This window comes from Pseudoalteromonas sp. R3, from assembly GCF_004014715.1.
Taxonomy (GTDB): domain Bacteria; phylum Pseudomonadota; class Gammaproteobacteria; order Enterobacterales; family Alteromonadaceae; genus Pseudoalteromonas.
In genome coordinates this window covers 2,937,615-2,959,666 of the sequence record NZ_CP034835.1, presented here as the reverse complement: position 1 = coordinate 2,959,666, position 22,052 = coordinate 2,937,615, and the positions used below count along the sequence as shown (strand labels likewise).

General features: G+C 50.0%; 16 protein-coding genes. 10 read left to right on the top strand and 6 right to left on the bottom strand.

All coding sequences use genetic code 11. From position 1 onward, the window contains the following. The first annotated feature begins 11 nt into the window (after window positions 1–11). The gene (locus ELR70_RS17985; protein WP_054015751.1) at window positions 12–2,135 is read left to right on the top strand and encodes a TonB-dependent receptor; all 2,124 of its coding nucleotides are present in this window, start codon (window positions 12–14) and stop codon (window positions 2,133–2,135) included. Window positions 2,136–2,275: 140 nt separating this feature from the next. On the opposite strand, the gene ELR70_RS17980 is transcribed toward ELR70_RS17985, so the two are convergent. Continuing rightward, window positions 2,276–5,380: an efflux RND transporter permease subunit gene (locus tag ELR70_RS17980; protein WP_054015752.1), complete on the bottom strand. Its 3,105-nt coding sequence runs from the start codon at window positions 5,378–5,380 to the stop codon at window positions 2,276–2,278. Continuing rightward, entirely contained in the window at window positions 5,377–6,549 is a 1,173-nt protein-coding gene (locus ELR70_RS17975; protein ID WP_054015753.1) for an efflux RND transporter periplasmic adaptor subunit, read from the bottom strand. Before ELR70_RS17975 ends, ELR70_RS17980 begins: the two co-directional genes overlap by 4 nt. A 166-nt stretch (window positions 6,550–6,715) precedes the next feature. Between ELR70_RS17975 and ELR70_RS17970 the strand changes: the two genes are divergently transcribed. From ELR70_RS17970 to ELR70_RS17940, 7 genes are all read left to right on the top strand, one after another. Beyond that, window positions 6,716–7,537 (top strand): nicotianamine synthase family protein, encoded by an 822-nt coding sequence (locus ELR70_RS17970; protein WP_054015754.1) that lies wholly within the window; start codon window positions 6,716–6,718, stop codon window positions 7,535–7,537. Between the two features lie 5 nt (window positions 7,538–7,542). Then, entirely contained in the window at window positions 7,543–8,805 is a 1,263-nt protein-coding gene (locus tag ELR70_RS17965; RefSeq protein ID WP_235577105.1) for an MFS transporter, read from the top strand. A 9-nt stretch (window positions 8,806–8,814) separates the two neighbouring features. After that, window positions 8,815–9,267, top strand: a complete 453-nt coding sequence (locus tag ELR70_RS17960; protein WP_054015755.1) for a hypothetical protein — start codon at window positions 8,815–8,817, stop codon at window positions 9,265–9,267. Window positions 9,268–9,429: 162 nt separating this feature from the next. Continuing rightward, entirely contained in the window at window positions 9,430–10,152 is a 723-nt protein-coding gene (locus ELR70_RS17955; protein ID WP_054015756.1) for an ABC transporter ATP-binding protein, read from the top strand. A gap of 39 nt (window positions 10,153–10,191) precedes the next feature. Next, the gene (locus ELR70_RS17950; protein ID WP_054015757.1) at window positions 10,192–11,631 is read left to right on the top strand and encodes a DUF3526 domain-containing protein; all 1,440 of its coding nucleotides are present in this window, start codon (window positions 10,192–10,194) and stop codon (window positions 11,629–11,631) included. Next, complete coding sequence (locus ELR70_RS17945) at window positions 11,618–12,976, top strand: DUF3526 domain-containing protein (protein ID WP_054015758.1); 1,359 nt, start codon at window positions 11,618–11,620, stop codon at window positions 12,974–12,976. Before ELR70_RS17950 ends, ELR70_RS17945 begins: the two co-directional genes overlap by 14 nt. 143 nt (window positions 12,977–13,119) lie before the next feature. Next, window positions 13,120–13,614, top strand: a complete 495-nt coding sequence (locus tag ELR70_RS17940; protein WP_054015759.1) for a GNAT family protein — start codon at window positions 13,120–13,122, stop codon at window positions 13,612–13,614. A gap of 76 nt (window positions 13,615–13,690) precedes the next feature. Here the strand turns inward: ELR70_RS17940 and ELR70_RS17935 are convergent, their stop codons facing one another. From ELR70_RS17935 to ELR70_RS17920, 4 genes are all read right to left on the bottom strand, one after another. Continuing rightward, window positions 13,691–14,827: a hypothetical protein gene (locus ELR70_RS17935; protein ID WP_054015760.1), complete on the bottom strand. Its 1,137-nt coding sequence runs from the start codon at window positions 14,825–14,827 to the stop codon at window positions 13,691–13,693. Between the two features lie 169 nt (window positions 14,828–14,996). After that, window positions 14,997–15,206 (bottom strand): cold-shock protein, encoded by a 210-nt coding sequence (locus ELR70_RS17930; protein ID WP_010385841.1) that lies wholly within the window; start codon window positions 15,204–15,206, stop codon window positions 14,997–14,999. Between the two features lie 276 nt (window positions 15,207–15,482). Next, window positions 15,483–16,955 (bottom strand): dGTPase, encoded by a 1,473-nt coding sequence (gene dgt, locus ELR70_RS17925; protein ID WP_128064660.1) that lies wholly within the window; start codon window positions 16,953–16,955, stop codon window positions 15,483–15,485. Between the two features lie 69 nt (window positions 16,956–17,024). Continuing rightward, window positions 17,025–17,900 (bottom strand): LysR family transcriptional regulator, encoded by an 876-nt coding sequence (locus ELR70_RS17920; RefSeq protein ID WP_054015762.1) that lies wholly within the window; start codon window positions 17,898–17,900, stop codon window positions 17,025–17,027. 102 nt (window positions 17,901–18,002) lie between these two features. On the opposite strand from ELR70_RS17920, the gene ELR70_RS17915 reads away from it, so the two are divergent. Next, complete coding sequence (locus ELR70_RS17915; protein ID WP_054015763.1) at window positions 18,003–19,577, top strand: NADH-quinone oxidoreductase subunit L; 1,575 nt, start codon at window positions 18,003–18,005, stop codon at window positions 19,575–19,577. Between the two features lies 1 nt (window position 19,578). Continuing rightward, a complete protein-coding gene (locus ELR70_RS17910; RefSeq protein WP_054015764.1) occupies window positions 19,579–22,029 on the top strand; it encodes a DUF2309 domain-containing protein in 2,451 nt (816 codons plus the stop codon). Window positions 22,030–22,052: the final 23 nt, after the last annotated feature.

The window sequence follows — 22,052 nt, the reverse complement described above, 5'->3', positions numbered from 1 at the left end:
AAGGATTGATAATGAAACCCTTACACTCTGCGTGTCGTTTAAGTGTACTCTCTTTGTCTCTTGCTGCGGTGTTTGCTGCACATGCCGACAGTGCCATTGAAAAAATTGAAGTAACGGGAGAGCGCCAGGCTTATCGCGGTAATTTCACTCATCTGCAATCACCGGAAGCATTGTTCGAGTTTGATTCTGAACTGATTGAACAAACTGGCGTAACAGGATTAACTCAGGTGTTGGATATGTCTGCATCGGTTAGCCGGCAGAATAGCCTGGGTGGTCTGTGGGATAGTTTTGCTATTCGCGGATTTTTTGGGGACGAGAACGTGCCCAGCGGATATCTGGTGAATGGCTTTAACGCAGGTCGTGGATTCTCTGGTCCACGGGATGTGTCGGGCATTGAACGGGTTGAGGTGTTAAAGGGACCAAAAGCTGCCTTGTTTGGCCGAGGAGAGCCGGGTGGCTCAATCAATCTGGTCACTAAAAAGCCAACCTTTCAGTCTTCCAGCGAGTTTGAACTGACGGCGGGCAGCCGTGCGCATCGGCGTCTCGTGGGGGATATTAACACTGTGCTGTCGGACTCAGTTGCGGGCCGCTTTATTGGTTTTTATCAGGAAGAAGACAGTTTTCGCGACACCATAGAAACGCAAAAGCACGGGCTGATGGCGTCATTTGTGTTTGACCAGAGTGCCGATTCAACCTGGCACTATGACTTTGAATATGCCGAGCAGGAGATCCCGTTTGACCGTGGTATCATCGCACCGAGTGGCAACTTTGATTTTATGCCCATTGAGCGTTTTCTGGGAGAGCCGGGGGACGGCCCAACGACCACTATGGTCCATGGTCATCAGGTTCAATGGTTATATGATGTGAACAGCGACTGGCAGTTAAGCTCAGCACTGGCTTTCAGACAAACAGAGCTGGACAGTCTGTCTAGTGATGCCGATATTGCACCTTCAAGGCAGAAACTTTACCTGGACTTTCAGACCCTGACGCGTCAGCACAGACAACGTGCTTATGATACCGATCAGTATGTGGCACGCTTTGAACTGGCGGGCGACATCACGACTGGCTCAATTAAGCACCATATTATTATGGGTTTGGATTACGACCGATTTGAATTTGACCGTGATTACCGGGTTGCCCGCGCACCTAAGCTGAGCACGAACCCAACCGATGCGCAGCTTTATGCCATTAATATTCATCAGCCAGTCTATGGTCAACATACGCCACCCACCCCGAATCCAGTTATTATTCGCCAGCAAAACCAGTGGGCGACGGGTCTGTATATTCAGGATCAAATCGCCCTGACTGATGCGCTTCAGGTCCGTATTGGTGGCCGTTTTGACTGGCTGAAGCAAACCACCGACGACAAAATCGCAATGAAGCGTGCAGATCAGTCTGAACAGCACTTTAGTCCGCAATTGGGTGTGGTCTATCAGCTTAGCGAAAACTGGTCATTATACTCAACCTATGGAGAGGGCTATCGCCTGAACTTTGGTACCGATTATAAGGGCGATGGCTTTGATCCTAACCAGAGTGAATCAATTGAATTAGGCAGTAAATGGTCGTTGTTAGACAATCATCTGGATATTACGTTAGCCTATTTTGACAGTGAGCAGACCAATATCATAGTTGCAGATATTCTTAACCCCGGATTCAGTGCCGCCATTGGTGAAGCAACGAGTGAGGGTATTGAGCTGGATGTCGTTGGTCAGCTGCCGGCAGATATCCGGGTTCAGTTCTCATACACGTATCTGGATGCGCAGGTAGATAAAGATTCTATTGATACTGGCCTGGGCGTAGCCATTAAAAAAGGGGACGACCTGCTGAATATTCCAGAAAATGCTGCCAGTATTCAGCTCAGCCAGCAATACACCCTGTATGGCAATGCGCTGTCAGCTGGGGTTGGTGCCCAGTACGTCGATGAGCGGCTGGGCCAGCGCGGCACCGATTTCTATCTGCCTTCATACGTAACCGTGAATTTGTTTGCCGAATATGCCATTAGCGATCGCTGGTCGGTGAAGGCGCAGGTGCACAATGCCTTTGATCGCAAACACTTTACCAATTCATACTCTCAGATGTGGGTGCAGCCAGGGGAGCCGCGCAAGGTCTTATTGTCGACTTCCTATCAGTTCTAACTTTTGCCCTTCGACTTGTTAGAAGTGTTTAATGTGCCCTTGCGCTCCCTGCCTGGGCACATTTTTTTATCTGAATTTTTGCAAACGTAAGCATGAAGCACTGACGAATAAAACCCGGTATCTCTGCCGGGTTTTTACATTTAAAGCTGACGGGCTTTGACAGCAGGCTTGTATGACGTGGCTATCCGTTTAAGATCCTCCAGCATCACATACAGGCATGGTACCATTAGCAGCGTTACCGCGGTTGAAAACAGTACAGAGAAGCTCAGTGAAATGGCGGTTGGTATCACAAACTGAGCCTGCAGGCTTGATTCAAACATGATGGGGACCAGCCCTAAAAAGGTGGTCAGTGAGGTGAGCAAGATGGCTCTGAAGCGTCCAATACCTGCCTGTACTACCGCAGCTTTTAAATCTTGCCCGGTCGCTTTTTGACGATTGATTACATCGGTCATGACCAGTGAGTCGTTGATCACAACCCCCGCTGCGGCAACAATCCCAAAGACTGACATCATGCTCAGACTGTATCCCAGCAGATAATGCCCCCACAGGGCCCCGACCACAGAAAACGGGATCACGGACATCACAATCAGCGGTTGCAGATAGCTCTTCATTGGCAGTGCCAGTAAGCAATAAACCACTAATAAGCCTATGATACCAAACGCCATCACCTGGCTTTGCTCTTGTTTTTGTGCTTCCAGTGCCACACCCGGTTGAGTGGTGAGCCCTTGGTAAGTGCTTGTCAGCTCGGGCAGGAGCTGAGAGTCGATGTGACTGGCCACGCGTGAAACTGTGGTGTATTGGGTATCAATATTGGCACTGATGGTTGCGACCTGGTGGCCCTGCTCCCGTTGGATACTCGAAAAGCCCGGCATTGCAATGGTTTGCGCAACATCACCAAAAAACACCTGTTCACCATTTGGCAGAGTGATCAATGTGTGTGCCAGCGCGCTCAGCTGCTGGCGGTCTGACAGGGTGCCACGGACCTTAAATACCACTTCCTGACCTTCGCGCATAATGCGCTGTATTTCCAGACCATAGAAGCGGGCACCGACCTGGCGAGTCACTTCCTTTGCACTGAGCTTAAGCTGGTAGGCCAGTGGTTTAAGCTGGATCTGGTACTCAGTCTGGGCGTTATCCAGTGTAGAGTAGACACTGTGTACGCCGCGAATTGTGTTGAGCTGATTAATAAAGTCCCGACTTGCCCGTGACAGTGTTTCTGCGTCTTTGGCGAACAGGCGGTATTCAAGATCGCTCTTTTCGGCGATGTCGATGACATCTGATTCAATGGTGAGCTTTTTAACGCCAGGTATATCAGGCAGCTGTTCACGCCAGCGCCTTGCCAGCTCGAAGGTGTCGAAGGGGCGTTGTGCTTCTGGTACCAATGGGACAACCACTTCCGCCTCAGTGAGGTGATCGATGCGGGTATACATCACATCCATCATGGGTTTACCGGTTTCGGTCTGGATTGCATGCTCAACCCGATTGATCAGATTCTCTATTTGTTCGACGGCGTTGAGTGTCTGTGCTTCAGAGACCGTATGATGCATTTGAATATTGATTGACGGGTAGTCATGCGGCACTTTGGGCACAGGGGTAAAGCGTAATAAGCCACTTAAAACCAGACAGATGGCCAGTACCAGCAGGCAAATAAATCCGGCGATGACTGCATAACGATAGTGAATACAGCGAGTTAGTAGTGGTGCATAATAGCTCTGTAGCAGGTATTGAAGACGGGTATTGAAACGGTTACGCCAGTGCTCCTTTGGCTTAGGCGGCAACCGGGTTGCAGCCAAGTGTGCCGGTAAAATCAGTTTAGATTCAATCAGGCTGAAGAACAAACATAAGATACACACCCCGGCGATGGCGATAAATTGCCCTGAGTTGGGTCCGCTGCTGAACATAAAGGGCATAAACACGGCAATGGTGGTCAGTACACCAAAGGTGGCTGGCATCGCGACTTTTTGTGCCCCCCGGATCACCTGAGCGGGTGTGTGTCCATTAGACTCAACCTGCTCACAGACGCTTTCGCCAATCACAATGGCATCATCTACCACAATCCCGAGCACCATAATAAAGGCAAATAATGACACCAGATTCATGGTAATGCCAAATAGGGGCATTAACCAAAAAGCGCCGAGCATAGAAACCGGTAAACCGACCATCACCCAGACCGCTAGGCGGGTGCGCAGAAACACGGCCAGTACAATAAACACCAAAATGGCACCCTGGGCGAGGTTTTCCAGCATCATATTGAGGCGCCCCTGCAAATAATGGGTTACATCAACAAACTCGTGGATATGAATGTGCTCGGGCAACGTCTGGCGCTTGTATTCGATATAGGCTTTTACCTGTGCAACTACCGCGGTCAGTGATTGCTCTTTTGCTGCCAGCACCATGATATAAACCGCCTGTTTGCCGTTAAAGCGGCCTGCGTCCAGGGTCTCGCGAAAACCATCCTTGATGATGGCAATATCTCTGAGCTGCACAGTTTCACCCAGAGGTCCGGTAATGATTGGCGTATTGGCAAGGGCACTACCCTGATAGCCTCGTTGTTCAAGTCTGAGATAGATATTACCGCGGGCGGTTTTAATCTGGCCTGCGGAGAGGTTATCGGCATGGGCCTGGATTGCACTGACTATGTCTGACAGGCTAAGCTTGTACTCTTGCAGGCGAATGGGAGAAAGCTCGATGGCAACTTCGTAGTCGGGAATGGCGGACAGATCAACATGAGAGATCCCATCGAGTTGCAGCAATTCATCTTTTAATTCGTTGCCTAACTTTCTCAGCGCCAGCGGGTTATCCGGGCCTGATAACACAACACTGAAGGCACGCTGGCGCTGTGCTCGCTCGGTAATGCGCAGTGGTTCCATGGTCGCGGGGAAAGTCGCGATGGCATCCAGCTTCATTTTAATTTCATCCAGCCGGTAAGGCAGATCCTGACCGTGTTCCAGCTCAATATCGACCAATCCGCGTGATGGTGTGGCCTGGCTGGTCAGGCGTTTGATGCCTACTTGTGGTTTTAAAGCCTGTTCAATCTTCAGCAGGATGTTTTCTTCGATTTCTCTGGCTGATGCGCCAAGCTGGGTGGCCGTTACGACTATCCTGTTATTGTCAGACACCGGGAAAGTTTGTCGTTGAAGCCCCTGATAGCTGAGCAACCCCATGCAGGCGATAAATAGCATCAGCAGGTTAGCAGCCACCGGATGATGGACGAAATAGCTGATGAGTCCGTGTCGCTGCGTCATTGCTTTTCTCCTTTGACTGCCAGCTGAGTGTGAGTTAAATCGTTACGCACCTGCATGCCTGTTTGAGGGTAATCAGGCAAATGCGTGACAACCTGATGATCCAACAGCGGCGGGGCGCTGATCACAACATAATTGTGTTCCCTGCGGAGTATGTTGGCAGAGTACTGCACCAGTCTTTGCTGTGGACTTGTCAACCAGAGTGTGTCGTTCTTAATCCACTCTTGAGGCACTCTCAGCGCATTCTTAAGGGTGATCCCCGCAACCTGTGCCTGTAAGAACTGGCCGAAATGAACAGCCGGCTGCGAGCTATGCAATGCATACGGATCATCTATCCGGATCACATAGTAGGCCATTCTGGTTGTGTCACTGAGCTGACCGGTATGACGGACAAGTGTGCCTTTACGGTGCACATTCTCGGCTGTGATCTGTACGTTTGGTGCCGGCAATGCTGGCAGAAAAGGCCGCTCAAACTGGGCAACAGGCACATGGAGTTCTGCATAGCTCAGGTTAACCAGTCGGCCAAGCGACTGGCCCACAGAGATAACCTGACCCAGGCCAGTATCTCGTTGTGTTACCAGTGCATCGTAAGGTGCATAGTATTGAGTGCGGGCGAGATCCTTTTCTGCTTGTGCCAATTGCGCTTCGGCCGCCTTAAGTTGTGCTCTGGCACTGGCGACCTGAGGTTTGCGCAGAGCCAGATCTGTGACATGGGGGCTGTGCGCCCATTCTTTTTTGGCCACATCAGCAAGGGCGATTTGCTCAGATAAATGTGCCTGAGCCAGCGCCAGTTCGGCCTGCTTGTTCAGCAACTGAGTGCGATAGTCAAAGGGATCCAGTCTGGCCAGTATATCGCCTTTGTTAATAATGCCGCCCTCAATAAATGCTTCATTAAGCCAGGCAATTTTACCTGACAGCTCAAAAGCGACATCAGTTTGCTCAGCGGGTTTTAAAATGCCAGACAAGGATAGTGTTGTCTGATGATCTATAGGTACCAGCGGAGTACTTGATATCAGTGGGAGTTGCACATCCTGTGGCTGAGTGTCCTTTGCCGGGCTTGCCAGAGTCAGCAAGGCTGCACATGCGGAACCGCCAATAATTAGTACCGATATAAGGGCCGCATAACGTCGCTTAAGCTGATGAAAAGAAGACTTATTTTTATTTGTATCCATAATAAATTCTCGGGATATCACTATCCTGTAATGGTAAATTATTTGTTTCAATGGGTTTTTAAGTGGCTCAGTTAATTAAAATTTATTGAATAAATTTGTTTACAGATAAATAACTCATAAGTTATGTTATAACATAAAATCGGAACAGTACAGTAGCGACTCACTTATGACTATAGCGAATCAGGTAGGGATCCACGCCTCGCAAATTGTGGACGTTTATGAACAAATTCATACTATGGAGAGGTTGACCATCAATGACGAATCAATGGCCGTCTTCGATCGGTTTTTAGGTTTGCTGTCCAATGAACATGGCAGTGAATTTGCCGAGCAGGTACTTGCTCAGGCAAACATCAAGGCCATCAAACCTCAGATACAGCACTTGTTTAGTCTGGCATCCAGCATGTATGAGCGGTACTGGGCACAGCGTATTGTGACCAGCACAGCGCCGCAACAGGTGTTACGAGAACAGTACCCTTACTTCAAACACTATCGACGTGCTACAGGTCTGGAAATTAATGCCATACACTCATTGGCCGATGAACCGGCAAAGCGGGTGTTGATGGTTGGTTCTGGTGCTTTGCCGCTGACTTCACTGGCATTACATGGTGCCGGGTTAGAGGTTGATAACCTCGATATTCAGTACGACGACCTGATGCTTGGCAAGCAGGTGTGTAGCGCGCTGTCTGCTGGCAATCAGATGGGTTTCATTCACAATGATATCTGTGAACAGGCCGATCTGGCTCGGTATGATGTGATCTGGCTTGCTGCTTTGGTCGGAGATGAGCAGTTAAAAGACAAAATCATTGCGCACTTGTACGAGCAAATGCGTCCGGGTGCTCAGCTGGTCGTTCGCACCGCGTTTAATCTGCGCACTTTATTGTATCCGAGTATCAATGAGGCTGGTCTGGGGCCATTTCAACTGAAACTAAAAATCCAGACTTACGCCGATAACTTCCATTCTATTTTGATTGCGCAAAAACCGGTTTAGCGGCTATGTCGATGTTTACGTCTTATCTGAAGCTCAGCGTTGAGTACCGCTGCATGCTCGTAGCGGCATTCGTATTTAATCTGGGCTTTTACATGCTGATCCCGTTTTTAGCGGGCTACCTCAAGCAAGACTTGCTGCTGAGCGCCACCCTGGTTGGACTGGTTTTGGGTGTGCGCTCTTTTTGCCAGCAAGGTCTGTTTCTGGTCGGTGGATTATTGGCCGATCTGTTTGGGGTTAAAAAGCCCATCGTTGCAGGCTGTTTGCTGAGAGCGCTGGGTTTTTGTCTGTTTTTATTTTCACAGGTGACAGAGTTACTGTTTTTAGCTGCCTTTTTAACCGGCTTTGCGGGGGCACTATTTACACCCTCTGCACAGTCTTATTTTTCCAAACAAACTGAGCTCAGCAGTGCCCAGATGTTTGCCCTGGTCGGGGTTGCAAGAAATGGCGGTGAACTATTGGGGCCCGTATGTGGGCTTATATTATTGAGCGTCAGCTTTGATGTGTTGTGTGTGGTATCTGCACTGCCTTTTGCGCTCTTTGCTTTGCTTTTTGCGGTGTTACTGCCGGGCAAACAGGCGCAAGCAAGCAGCAATATAAAATCAGCATCTGAGGGGGGAGGCATATCGGTAATGATTGCAGGTGTACTGGGAAATCGGAAGTTCTTGTTATTTTCCACCATCATGTCTGGGTATTTTATGTTGATCAATCAGATCTCATTTGCCATTCCGCTGCACCTGGTGACGCAGTCAGGAGAGCCAAAAGAGGTGGCCTGGGTGCTGACCTTGTGCGCACTTATCGCCATTGTTTTGCAATTTCCTGTAACACGCCTGTGTGAGCGCTGGTTGTCGCCCGAAAAGTGGATCAGCATAGGGATTGCCCTGATGGGACTGTCATTTGCAACCTTGATACCAAACTGGGCATATCAGTCGGGGGTTATGTATTACCTGCCTATGAGCTTACTGGCCATACTATTCACACTCGGTACCATGGTGAGCTTTCCGTTTATCATGAGCCAAATTTCGGTGCTGGCTGAGGGGAAATCTGTTGCAACACATTACGGGTTTTTCTACTTGTTTGCCGGTATCGGCTTGATTACAGGGAGCGCCCTGGTAGGGGTTGCTTTTGACTATGCGGCACTCAGTGCCAATCTCGTCTGGTATTGCCTGATTGCTATCGGTGCCTTAACCGCAGTACTGAACACTGTGTTTATGGCAGCGCCCGGCGCTAATTCTGAAATTCAAACAACCAGCCCATCTACATCAAAGTAAGGATTAACCATGATTCAACTAACCCAAGCGCAGCAGCGCGCTTATATGTCAGACTACCTCGAAAATGGCTGGCGTGAAGAGCGCATGTCTTTTAGCTCTGTCTCTCTGGAGCCCGGTTATATTGACGGTCGTATTAATGTTGAGCATTTTCAAATGCCCGGAGATGGCCGTTTTCATTTTAGCGCACAAAGCGCCATGATCTGGATTTCCCAGTTGGGGATTATTTACGGATGCTGGGATAACCAGTTGACCGAAAAGGTAGGGGAAGTCTACCTCAGAGACTTAGACATTAAGTTTAAACGTACTATCAATACGACAGAAGAAGTTCGCTTTGAAGGGTTCTTTCCTAAGCATTGTAAGAAGCGATTGTCTGACAACCTCGTCTATTATAAGAATGGCCAGATCCACGTCGAAGGCGGCGCGTTTACAGGCACCGCAAGTTTTCTGGTACCAACCGGTTAATGGCATTAGTAAATAAAAACTGTTCCTATTTAGTATTTTGATGTTATGTTATAACTAAACGTGACGTTAATTGCGTCTATTCGAACCGTTCATGCTCAACCAGGCTGACACGCTAGCAGGCTTGGGCGTGCGCGGTTTTTATCGTATCAGGGAGTATTCTTAGTGTTAGAAGCCATACAGTTAAACAAGTCCTTTGCGGATAAGCAGGTGATCACCGATCTGAGCTTTAAAGTGGCACAGGGAGAGATCATGTGTCTGCTGGGTGCCAATGGTGCTGGAAAAAGTACCACACTCAATATTTTTCTTAATTTCCTTCAGCCTGACAGCGGTCAGGCACTGATCGACGGTATCGATGTGCACCAAAGTGTCAGCTGTAAAGACAAGTTGGTGTACTTGCCTGAACAGGTAAACCTGTATCAGGAGTTTAATGCCATTGAGAACCTCAAGTACCTTGCCAGTCTGTCCGGATTGACGGTCAGTGACACACAGATCCACGCAGCGCTGGACGAAACCGGCCTGGAACCAAATGCCCGCAAACAATCATTAAAAAATTATTCAAAAGGCATGCGACAAAAGGTTGGTATCGCATTTGCGATTATGCGTCAGGCTAAAGTTCTGTTACTGGATGAACCAACCTCAGGCCTGGATCCGAGTGCAACACTGGAATTCATTGGCATCATTGAGCGGCTGGCAAAAAAAGGGGCGGCCATATTGATGGTCACGCACGACTTTTACTGTGCCCACACGCTGGCAGATAAAATCGGCATTATGGATAAGGGTCAGTTACTGACTCTGCTGGATAACAATCAATTGCCTCTGAGCAGTTTAGAAACCACTTACCATGAACTCATTTCAGGGAAAGCCGTCATGCGAGCAGCCAGCTAAGGCTGACTTGTCGATGTAGAAACAGGAATTGTCTGACATATGAATAATAAAATAATGCAGATCTGTCGCCATGAACTGGCCAGTAAGCGTAAAAGCCCGAGCCTGTGGTTGCTCTTTTTTATGACTCAGCTATTGCTGGCGGTTGCCTTGTTTACAGGGTGGCAGCAGTACCAGCAAAGTGTCCATACCCAAACCAAAGCGCAGGAAATCGTCGAGCAGCAGTGGAATGCACAGCCCGACAGACACCCACACCGGGTCGCGCATTTTGGTCACTTTGCATTTCGCCCGCCCAGTGCGCTGAGCTTTTTTGACCTGGGTGTGAACGCCTGGGTCGGCGACAGTATCTTTTTGGAAGCACACAAACAAAATAGTGCAAACTTTGCAAACGATCAGGACGGTGGAACCCTGCTGCGCTTTTCCGAGCTCAGTAGCGCCAATATTTTGCTGATCATCTGGCCGTTGCTTATCATTGCACTGGGGTTTGCCAGTGTCAGTGGCGAGCAAAAAAGTGGCACATTACGGCAGTTGATGTCGATGGGCGTGTCATTCCGTGCGCTGGTGACAGGAAAAAGCTTCAGTTACTTGTTCTTATCTGTGATCTTTATTTTACCCGTGTTTGTGTTAGCACTGGGCATGGCGGCCAGCGCAGGCGCGCAATTCTCTTCAGAAGCACCGTTAAGGCTGTTGTTGCTATTGGGGGCTTATCTGCTTTACTGCCTGTTCTGGATTGCCGTGACTTTGCTGGTGTCGAGTCTGGTAAAAGCCCCCAAACAGGCACTTGTACTGCTAACTTCGGTGTGGTTTATCCTGACTATTCTGATGCCGCGCATGCTGGCAGAATTTGCCCATCACCAGTACCCCCATCAAAAGCGTAATGACTTTGAGCTGGCGATTAAACTGGATAACCGCAAAGTGGGCGACAGTCACAACCCGGACGATCCGTACTTTAGTAAATTCCGCGAAGAAACGCTGAAAAAGTATGGTGTGTCTTCGGTAGAGGAGCTACCCGTTAACTACAAAGGATTGGTGATGCAAGAAGGTGAGAAACTCAACGCCGAGATTTACAAAAAGCACTATCAACAGCAGGTTGCCCAGTTTGATGCACAGCGGCAGTTTGTCAGTCAGTTTTACTGGGTTAACCCTTATCTGTTTGTGCGTGACTTTTCCATGGCACTGACGCGCACCGATACCCGCCACTTCCTGGACTTTGAACAGCAAGCAGAGGCACACAGATACGCGCGTATTCAAAAACTGAATCAGTTGCACACTAATGAGATCCATCATCACAACGACAGAGCACAACGCGTTGATAAGTCCTACTGGCAGGAGTTTGATGCATTTCACTACACTATGCCAACTCTAAGCTGGTCACTGAGTGCTGTTTCTCTGGCCTGGGTTTTACCGCTGCTGGCTGTGATGGCGCTGTATATTTTCCTGAACTCAAATGGGATGCAGAGGAGGATTTATGCTGCTGTTTAAACTTGAATGCAAACGCTTGTTTGCCGGTACCATCAACAAGCTGGTTCTGGTGTTATTTATCGTATCGGGTGTGTTTGCCGTTTATCAGGGCGCGCTCGGTTACAAGTCGGTGCGTATCGACCAGTATAAATCTATGGTAGTATTTCAGAAGGAGCGGGAACATGTGAACAGCCGCGAAACACTGCCGGCTGCGGGCTCTTTGGCATATTACGCCAGTGCACCAACAGAGTGGAAGCTGAGCCCCTGGGCTGCGCTGTTTGTGGGGGAAACACCGTCTTCTATGGTGGCGTCTAAAGTACGTGCCACGGCACTGCAAAGTCAGATCTTCAATCGCGAAATTGTCAACCCGGCTCAGCAACGGGCTGGCGGATTGGATCTTGGCTTTGTACTGGTTTACTTTCTGCCATTGGTGATAGGAATTCTGACGGTTACTCTGCTCTCAGACGAGCAGCATGCTGGCCGTTGGCGATTGCTCAATGCGTTGCCTAATAGCGCCTTCAGGCTGCTAGGCAAACAAATCGCGCTTAGGTTTGCAGTGATCTGGTTGCTGGTGGTTATCCTATTGGTCAGTGCCGCTGTGATACTGTCTTTGCCTTTTGATACCTTATTCTGGGTTGTACTGGGGGCAACCAGCCTGTATATGGTGTTCTGGTTTGCGCTGGCTGCATTGATCATGAGCTTTGGCAAAAACAGCGTGGTCAATAGCCTGGCTTATCTAAGCAGCTGGGTTGTTCTGGCACTGTTGGTGCCGGGCGCTGTGCACTTATACTTGTCTGCACAGTACCAAAGTGATGCGCCCCTTGAGATAACACTGCAACAACGTATGACGCTTAATGATGGCTGGGACAAAGACAAACAAGCCACGCTCAATGAGTTTCTGACGCACGAACCCGCCTGGCAGGATACGGCCCCGCTGGGTGAGGCATTTGACTGGAAGTGGTACTACGCGCAGCAGCACATGAGTGACCTTGCGGTACAGGCCATTGTTGAGGAGAACATAAAAAACAATCAGGCACGTCAGGCGCGCCTGCAATCACTTAGCCTATTGTCTCCGGCACTGTTTTTCCAGCTCACCCTGAACGAACTTGCCAATACCAGCAGTGGTTATCAGTTGCAATATCGACAGCAGGTGGCTGAATATCATCAGACCATTCGCCATTTCTTCTATGATTTTCTGTTTTTCGACAAGCCGGTGACACGTCAGGATGTGGAAGACTTTCCGCTGTTTGAAGCACAAGCCATGGAGACACAAAATAGCCTGTGGAAATTGCTGGTCAGTGCTGTATTTGTGTTGGTCATAGCCACATTGGCGATTGTCAGGATCCGACAAGTGAGGCCACTCTAACCCCTCTTAGTTAATACGGGCGGCAATCGCCCGTATGTTTTAGCCAACAGCATAAGTAATTGTTGAAAAAGACAGTTGTCGTAACAGGTAATGCAAAGTAGGATGGATGTTTCTAATTTTTATCCATTCGCTAAGGGGCTTACATGTTATCACTCAGACCATTTGAACCTGCCGATGAATCAAGCCTGGTTAGCAATTTAAATAATCCGGCGACGGTGCACTTTTTGTCACCAAAAGTCCCTTCTCCCTACACCGCGGAAGATGCGCAGTGGTGGATCAACACGGGCAGTCAGGAAGGACTTACCCGAGCGATTATTCTGGACGGTGCATTGGTTGGATGCATCGGAGCGCGTCAGGGCACCTTTGAGTATTGTCGCAGCGCAGAAATTGGCTACTGGCTGGCCGAGGAGTACTGGGGCAAAGGCATTACCGGTCGGGCATTGCAGTTGTTAATAGACGAAATTGAAGCCACCACAGACCTGGTTCGATTAGAAGCGGTGGTTTTCGCACAAAACGCTCGCTCTGAGCGGGTGCTGGAAAAAGCGGGTTTTGAATTTGAAGGGGTACGTCGTAAGGCAATCTACAAAAATGGCACTTTTTCTGACGCACGCCTGTTTGGCAAGCTGCTCATTTGCTGAAATCGCTATCGGCAACATGCTATCGGCAATAACAAAGCAATGACGGGCCGGATTAACCGCAGCCCGTCTTCGCTGTTTATCTTTTCAAGTTAAATTCAAATGCGTCAGGTTTAAGCTGTTTTACCTCGGGGATAAAATACCGGATATCATAGATGCCTTCATAGTCGTGCCAGTGCAGGCCTTCGTCATCGCTATCTGACTCATCATGATGCCAGGGTTCCAGTGGCTCGCTCAGAAAGCTTACGTGCAGGTGGTTTTTGTGATTGGCTTTGACCTGGGTTACACCAGTGAGGTTATCGGCAAAGATGATCTGGGTGGCGCCCAGCTGGACCAGCGCATCCACCAGACTTTGTGTTGCCTGACGGTCATACGCCGCGTCGCCGACACTGACGGGGCCACTTTGCGTACCAATCGGGCGAATGTCCACTGTACCACCAAACTTATGGGTAAAGTGCGGCGGGTTTATACCACCCCAGCGCATGGTGGCACCAGTAATGGTTAAGTGATCGGGCATACCTGCTGGCTTATCGGGCTGGGCATGCCAGGCTCGCCCCAGGTTTTGCAGCGCCGTGAGTAAGTCTGGGTGTAAATGACGGCCTACCAATCCTGACGTTGTCAGCCCCTGCGACGGCGTGTCCGGGATAGCAACCAGCCCAGTGACTGCGCATTTCACTTTTAATTTGAGCTGCTGGGTGCTGGTTTGAGCGATGAATTGGTCTGTGCCTGGCGTAGTGTCGTTGCCACAGCTATGAAAATTGTTAATCGAGACAACAACCTGGCCTTTGGCATCTGTTAGGGGGGCGGAAACGTCATAGGGCGCTTTCAAACGAAACAGACCTTGTTCAATCCGGGTCAGAACTTTAGCGCGCACACTGCTGCTAAATCGGGCGGCCATACCTGCCGGGTCGCGCCATTGTGACGTGGTCAGGGTGAAAGGCGCTGAACTAATCTTAACCGGCTCGCCGACTATGGGCAGGCCCTGACCGTTGGTTAACGTGAGTGTCCATATGGCGGTATTGCCATTTTTAGGGTACAGGGTGACCTCGGCGGCGTTTTCGAGCCATTGCTGGCCAAAATAGCCACGGCCATCAGGCGCCATGATCAAGCCATCATAATAAAATTGGCTGGATAAGGTTGAAGTGTCTGGGGTATTTGCAAAAACCGGGCAGCATAAACCCAGTGCAGCGCTAATGAGCGCAATCCGTGCTTTCATGATGTCTCTCCTTGAGTTGTCTTCTCAAGGCTAGCAGCTCAGAGGGGCGTGACAAATTTATTAAGGTGTATATTTTTCATGCAGCTTTTCATGTAACAGGGGAAAGATAGAAAGGGCAGAAACGAAAAAAGCGAGCCTTAGCTCGCTTTTTCTGCAAAATGCGTAGTAATTAAAGAACTACGATTTTGTCTGCCTGAGGACCTTTTTGACCCTGAGACACTGTGAATTCTACGCTCTGGCCTTCAACCAAAGTTTTGAAGCCGTCGCCTTGGATAGCGCTGAAGTGAGCGAATACGTCAGGGCCATTTTCCTGAGAAATGAAACCAAAACCTTTAGACTCGTTGAACCACTTAACTGTACCAGTAACTGTGTTAGACATAGTATTAACCTGTAATATAAATAAAAATTAACCTTCGATAGGTGTGAATGCATCAAAAGTAGAGGTGAAACTTAAATACTGCAGGTTGTGTTACGCGGTGTAAAACAACGAATTGTAGGATGTAAATATCGACTTTCTTTCTAGCGGCCTTCACTCTACAGGGACTCACAGGGTCTGTCTAGTGTTATTTGTACAAATTTTAAATTTATCTTGTGGCGCACCTTCGGCTGACCATAACAAAACAGTGCAAAGAGCGTACAGGACATTGGTCCCCACTTAAATTTCGTCAATAACCTGAAATGCCCGATATTCATCGAAGGCAAATTGGTCGGTCATGCCGCTGATATAGTCAATAACCAATCGGACCCTGAGATAAAATTCCTGCTCTGCGATATCGGGTATGGCGGCACTCATGGTGTCGCTGTAAAGTGCATTTCGATAAGCCTGTTTGTGTTTCTCGGGGAGCTTTTTAAACAGTCTGGCGGAATAGATTGAGATAGCGGGGACTTGCGTATCTGAAGGGAGTGGAATGTCCATCAGCTGTGCAAACTGCGACTTACTCAGGTGAAGTAGTGGTTCATAAATACTGAGCAAACCGCTGATAACCCGATAGCCCTGCAACTCACGTCCTTCAACCTCAGGGTGAGAAAAGGCCCACTTTTTGGCAACCTGTTTAAAGGTTTTGATAAGCAGGTGGCAGGCGCTGCCATCTTCAATCAGCGCCTGATTGAAGTGGCCAGCCGTCACCGCATCCAGGTTACTTACGAACTGCTCAGCCGCATGCTTTGGCAGTTTTTGGTTTACCTCAACCCGCAAAAAGACAAAGAACTGACTCTGATTGCCTGCGATTTTTTCACTACGGCGCGTGGCTACCTGGATCATGTCTGCCATTAGCCCCCGATCTGACTCGGGTAAGTGTGCGCTGAGTGCCGCATAGGTGTCGAGTAGAGCGGTTTGGAGTTGCGGATAACTCAGTATGTTCTTTTCTACTGCGTCTTCAAGGTCGGCCATGCCGTAGGAAATATCATCGGCGGCTTCCATGATATAGGAAAAAGGTGCCCGGCAGCCTGGCGCAATGTGTAATGCATGTGCAAGCCTGTCAATATAACCTTGTTCACTGAGATAGAAGCCCACTTTTTTCTTAAGATAGCCCAGTGACTGCTGCTGTTCTGGTGGGGCTTCGGTACCACAACGGGTGTACTTCATAATGCCAGACACCTGTGAGTAGGTGAGGTTTAGGTTAAGCAGAGTGTGTACTAGGCGGATCCCCTGCGCATTGCCCTCAAAGTGGGTCAGATCTCTCAGTATGTCAGGACGCATTGCGTGCCCGCAGAGCCGTTTGAATAGCTCATCAATGTGGCCGTCCAGCCAGTCACTGATAGCTGCCTCGCCAAAGTGGCCAAAAGGCGGATTACCTATGTCGTGCATTAAGCAAGCCATTTCAACAATGGACTCAAGCATACGCTGGTACTCGCAGTTCAAAGACTGATGGTTATCCTGTTGAGCGAGTAATTCACAGATCAGCTGACAGATATAGCGACCGGCCTGCTGCACTTCCAAAGAGTGAGTTAGCCGGGAGCGAACGGCTGCGTTGCGCTCAAGTGGGAACACCTGAGTTTTTTGTTGCAGCCGACGCACAGCAGCCGAAGTGATGATGCGGTTGCGGTCGCTTTCAAATTGTTTGAATAACGGGCTGGAGAAAGTGTGGGGACGATCTGCTCGGATCTTACTGCTCAAGGTCGCCATCATCTGTCCTTATGACTGTGTAGATATTGCTATGTTGTCTGTTTTATATCCATAAAGCAACACTTTACGTTGTTATGCCAGAGGCTGTTTGAGCAAGTCCAGCAAGGCCTGAGGGATAAATTTTCGGGATGTGGTAATGGCGTAAAAGTGCTCATAAATGGGCAGTTTACTTTGATACTGCTCCAGCAGGCCCTGGGCAATTTCATCTTTGACAACCACCGGGGGTAACACCGCCAGGGCGCCACTGTCTCTGGCCAGCAGTCGCAGCATCGCCATGTCATCGACTTCGGCCTGAATATCCGGCTTATACTCATGTGCTGCACACAGGGCGTTAAAAGCTGAGCGGATCTCAGTGGTGGGTCCCGGTAGTACCCAGCGTACCTTATCGTACCCTGTCGGAAATTCACTGCTGATACTGGCACCTTTTGGGCCTACAATGGCAACCTGCTGACGCGATACCAGCTGCGTATGCCAGCGTGCTTCATCCTGACTGGCCAGGCGGTTTGTCAGAACCAGATCCAATTCATGATTACTTAACCCTTGCAGCAAAGTATCCATATCCCGGGTGGTCAGGGTAAAGCTGATGTGAGGATCACAGAGTAAGGGGCTGATAAAGCTTTCGATAAAGTTTCGCGACAAGGTGGTTTGCACGCCAATGGACAGGTGTTGTCGTTCGGTCGCTACACCTTTCAATAAAAAGGACTCCAGCTCTTCACCTTTGTAAAAAATATCGTCGGCGTACACCAATACTTGTTTGCCTGCATCAGTCAGGATTAGTCTGCGGCCCTGTTTTTCGAATAATGAGACGCCCATCGTGTGCTCCAACCGCTTAATCTGGATTGACAGGGCAGACTGAGAAATGTGCACATCCTGAGCAACCTGCGTCAGGCTGCCAGCTTTGGCAACACGCCAGAAATAGTAGAGGTGGTGGTAGTTGAGGCGGCTCATTCAATAGTTATAAAAAATATATGGTTTAGTTAGAATATATATTTTTTTTATATCTTTCAACGTCTGACATACTGAGCCCGTTCTGAATGGAGTGGGATAATTATGTCAATATCATTAATGATGATGCTCGTCATCACGCTCAGTTTTGCGCTCAGTGCCTGGTACTGCGGCCGAGCCGAACGCATCGGCAAGCGGTTTGTAACCGTCTTCTCTGGCTGGTTGTTGGTTTTGTTGGTCGCAGCCCTTGCAGGGCAGGGCGTCGACACTAAGATACTTCCCGACAGTGCCTTTACCCACTGGGTTCATGTCACTTCACTGGGACTGTTCATGTTTGCCCTTGTGATATTTATGGCCGTCATTTTGATGCGCTTTTCTCTTAACTATATGGCTGGTGAGCCGCGCCTGAATGTTTACTGGCGCTGGTTGCCTGGCACGCTGGCAGCGGTGTCTCTGGTGGTGTTGAGCAATCACTTGCTGCTGTTTTTACTGGGCTGGACGCTGATCAGCCTGGCTTTGCATCAGCTGTTACTTTTCTATCCTGAGCGTCCCCGTGCAGCCCTGGGCGCGCACAAAAAATTTATTCTGGCACGCCTGGCCGAACTGGCGCTGTGTATTGCCGTGTTGTGTTTATACCAGGCTCACGGCACCTTTTTGTTGACCGATATTCTGGCATATTATCAGGCCCCCAACCCTGAAGTCAGTGTTTACACCCAGATTGCCGCAGTATCTCTGGTACTCGTCGCACTCATCAAATGTGCGCAGTTGCCGGTACATGGCTGGCTGATGCAGGTGGTCGAAGCGCCTACGCCAGTCAGTGCCCTGTTACATGCGGGTGTTATCAATCTGGGTGGTTTTTTAATGATAGTGTTTGCACCTGTGGTCATGCAAGTCGCTATTGCGCAGTGGCTCTTGCTGCTTGCCGGTGGCCTGACAACGGTCCTGGCGGCGCTGATCATGACAACCCGGGTGAGTGTTAAGGTTCGCCTGGCCTGGTCAACCAGTGCACAGATGGGTCTGATGCTGGTTGAATGTGCGTTGGGTCTTTACGAGCTGGCGCTGTTACATTTACTGGCTCACTCTGCCTACAAGGCTCACGCTTTTCTTAATTCAGGGAACGCAGTTCGCGAAAACCTCCAGGCACGTCTGGCAGTCCCTGTCACCCCGTCTTTGACCCGCTGGCTGGGCGCAGCGCTGCTGAGTGTCAGCCTGGTTGCTGTAACCTATTGGCTGGTGGGCCAGGGCACAGCCCTGAGTATGTGGGCCTTACTGGCCATGTCGCTAACCTTGCTGCTGGCACAGCGCAGCAGTGCGCACCATAGTTTGCCATGGGCAGGTGTGGTGGCGCTCAGTGTGCTATTGCTGGCCAGTTATGCTGCCCTGAAAACCCTGCTGGCGCAGACCGTCTTTGCTAATGTGGCGCTGCATGAAGCGCCTTTGAGTGTGGCGGATAGTGTGGTGCTGGCGCTGTTTGCAAGCCTGTTTGTACTGAACTGGCTACTAACCTACCGAGCAGCACACCCTAAGGTACAAAGCCTGTCTGTGGTGCTGTTTGCCGGATTGTATCTGGATGAGTGGTGGACCCGGCTGACATTGAAAGTGTGGCCGGTGAAGCTGCCAGCCCCAGTCAAATCGCAACGCGCCGTCAAGCGCCCGTATGGATTAATTCAGGAGTCTTAACATGGCAAGTGATATTCGCACTCTTACGCAGGCACAGCGGATGTCTGTCCAGGCTGCTTGCCAGAAGTTGGCACCCAGCTGGCCGCTGGACCAGATGATAGCAGTCAGCCCCTACTGGCCAATGCGCAATGAGCGCATTGAACAGGTCAGCGCACGGCTTAGCGCGCTGGCGGGTATTTCAATGCTGATGCCCCCCAGCGATTATCTGGACTGGTATCGGCGTGATCTGATCAGCGAGCAGGCACTACACATGGCGCTGGCAGAATCGGGGCAAAGTATGAGTGTAGGTGAGCTGGTTCAGGCACTGGAACGTGCGCCAGAGCTGGCACCCTGGCAGTCTTTTTCGGCGTTACTGGATGAGCACAGGGCGCGTCACAAAATGGCCTGTAAAGATGAAATCATTCATCAGATCAGCCAGTTCTGTGCTGCGCATTTTCAACAAGCTCAGCCCATGTTGCATCGTGAGCACAGCAATGCGCAGCCTGCTCTGTACACGCACTGGCTGGCGGTTAGTCAGCGTGATCGCGGTATCAGTATCGTGCTGGATGAACCCGATCTGCATCGCTATTTTAAACAGTTACCAGACGACCCGGGTGTTTTGATAGCACAAGCGCTGGATACCTTTGGGGTGCGGGACGACCAGGTTGAGTTGTATGCACACGCGTTGTTGCTGGATGTGAGCGGATGGGGCGCCTGGGTTGCCTATTTACGCTGGCAAAACGAGCTTAAAGGTGAGCCACAGGATCAAATGCAGGATCTGCTTGCTATTCGTATGGCGTGGGAGCTGGTGCTATGGCGTTACCAGCAAGCTCATTCCCCGACATTTTTTACTACTTTGGCGCATCAATGGAAGCAATCTCTCGCACTGCTGTCAGAGCAGCCGGCGCAACATCTAACGCAACAAAAACCACTGTGGATCTGGGCCAGAGCAGCAGAGCTGAGTTATCAGCATCAGCTACACAAGGCACTGAGTCGCTCGGCAAATCAGCCGCTACAGGCCATACAGTGTCAAGCCGCATTTTGTATCGATGTACGTTCTGAGGTTTATCGTCGCGCACTGGAAGCGCAAAGCGATAGCATACAGACGATGGGGTTTGCAGGCTTCTTTGGTTTACCGATTTCATATCAGGTGCAACAGGCTGATGTGAACCGCCCTCAGTGCCCGGGTTTATTGTTACCAAGTTTGGTGGCCTCTCATGGCCAGGCAGATAAACATGGCGCCGCTTCGCTCAATGCAGGCGCCCGCTGGCAGGCATTTTCTAAATCGGCCACGGCCTCATTCTCTATGGTGGAATCGGCAGGCTGGCTGGATACCTTTAAATTACTGAAAAAAGCCTTCTTTGCATCTGAACAGGCCCATCCGGTTGATAAGCTGACGAACAGTCAGGACTGGTCGTTGACACAAAATGGAGAGGAACTGAGCGCACAACAAAAGGCGGGTCTGGCCGCTGGCGTGCTGAAGGCAATGGGGTTTGAGCAGTTCGCTCCCACTGTGCTGTTAGTTGGGCATGGCAGCCACTCTGCCAACAACTTGCAGGAAGCGGGACTTGGGTGCGGTGCATGCGGTGGACAAAGTGGGGAAGTAAATGTCAAAGTGCTGGCCTGGTTACTCAATGACAAGGCGGTGCGTGCGGCATTACCTGAGCTGGGGATTGAGATCCCAGAGCAGACAAAATTTGTAGCGGCACTGCACAATACCACCACAGATCATATTCGTTGTTATGATCAAAAGCCGGACGCGCAGATTACGTCATGGCTTGAGGGCGCTACGACGGCGGCACAAAAAGAGCGGGCGGCAAAGCTGGATATTCAGTTGGCTGATGCAAGTCGGGAAGCGCTGGATCAGGCCCTGATAGCTCGCAGCCTGGATTGGTCTCAGACTCGTCCTGAGTGGGGGCTGGCAAACAATGCTGCATTTATCGTTGCACCCCGTAGCTGGACTCAGGGCATTGATTTACAGGGGCGTAGCTTTTTGCATGATTACCAGTATCAGCAGGATCCGGACTATCAGATTCTGGAAGCCATAATGACTGCCCCTATGCTGGTGACTCACTGGATCAACATGCAATACAACGCCTCGACCACAGATAATCTGCACTTCGGCAGTGGCAATAAGGTGTTGCATAACGCGGTGGGCGGTAACATCGGGGTGTTTGAGGGCAATGGCGGCGATTTGCGAACCGGCCTTGCAATGCAGTCGTTACACAATGGATACGACTGGATGCATCAGGTGTTACGCCTGTCTGTTTATCTGGCAGCACCTAAATCTGCGATTAAAGAGATTGCTGAGCGTCATGAGGTGGTCAGGCAGTTGATCGATAATGAGTGGCTGTACGTATTTCAGTGGCAACAAACGGGCGAGATAAGTCGCTTTTATCAAAATCGCTGGTGGCCGGTGTCGGTTGGGTCGCCCGAATCAGGTGAAGAATCAAAAATAGTACAGTGTCTTTGATTTCTGGTATTTACACTACCAGA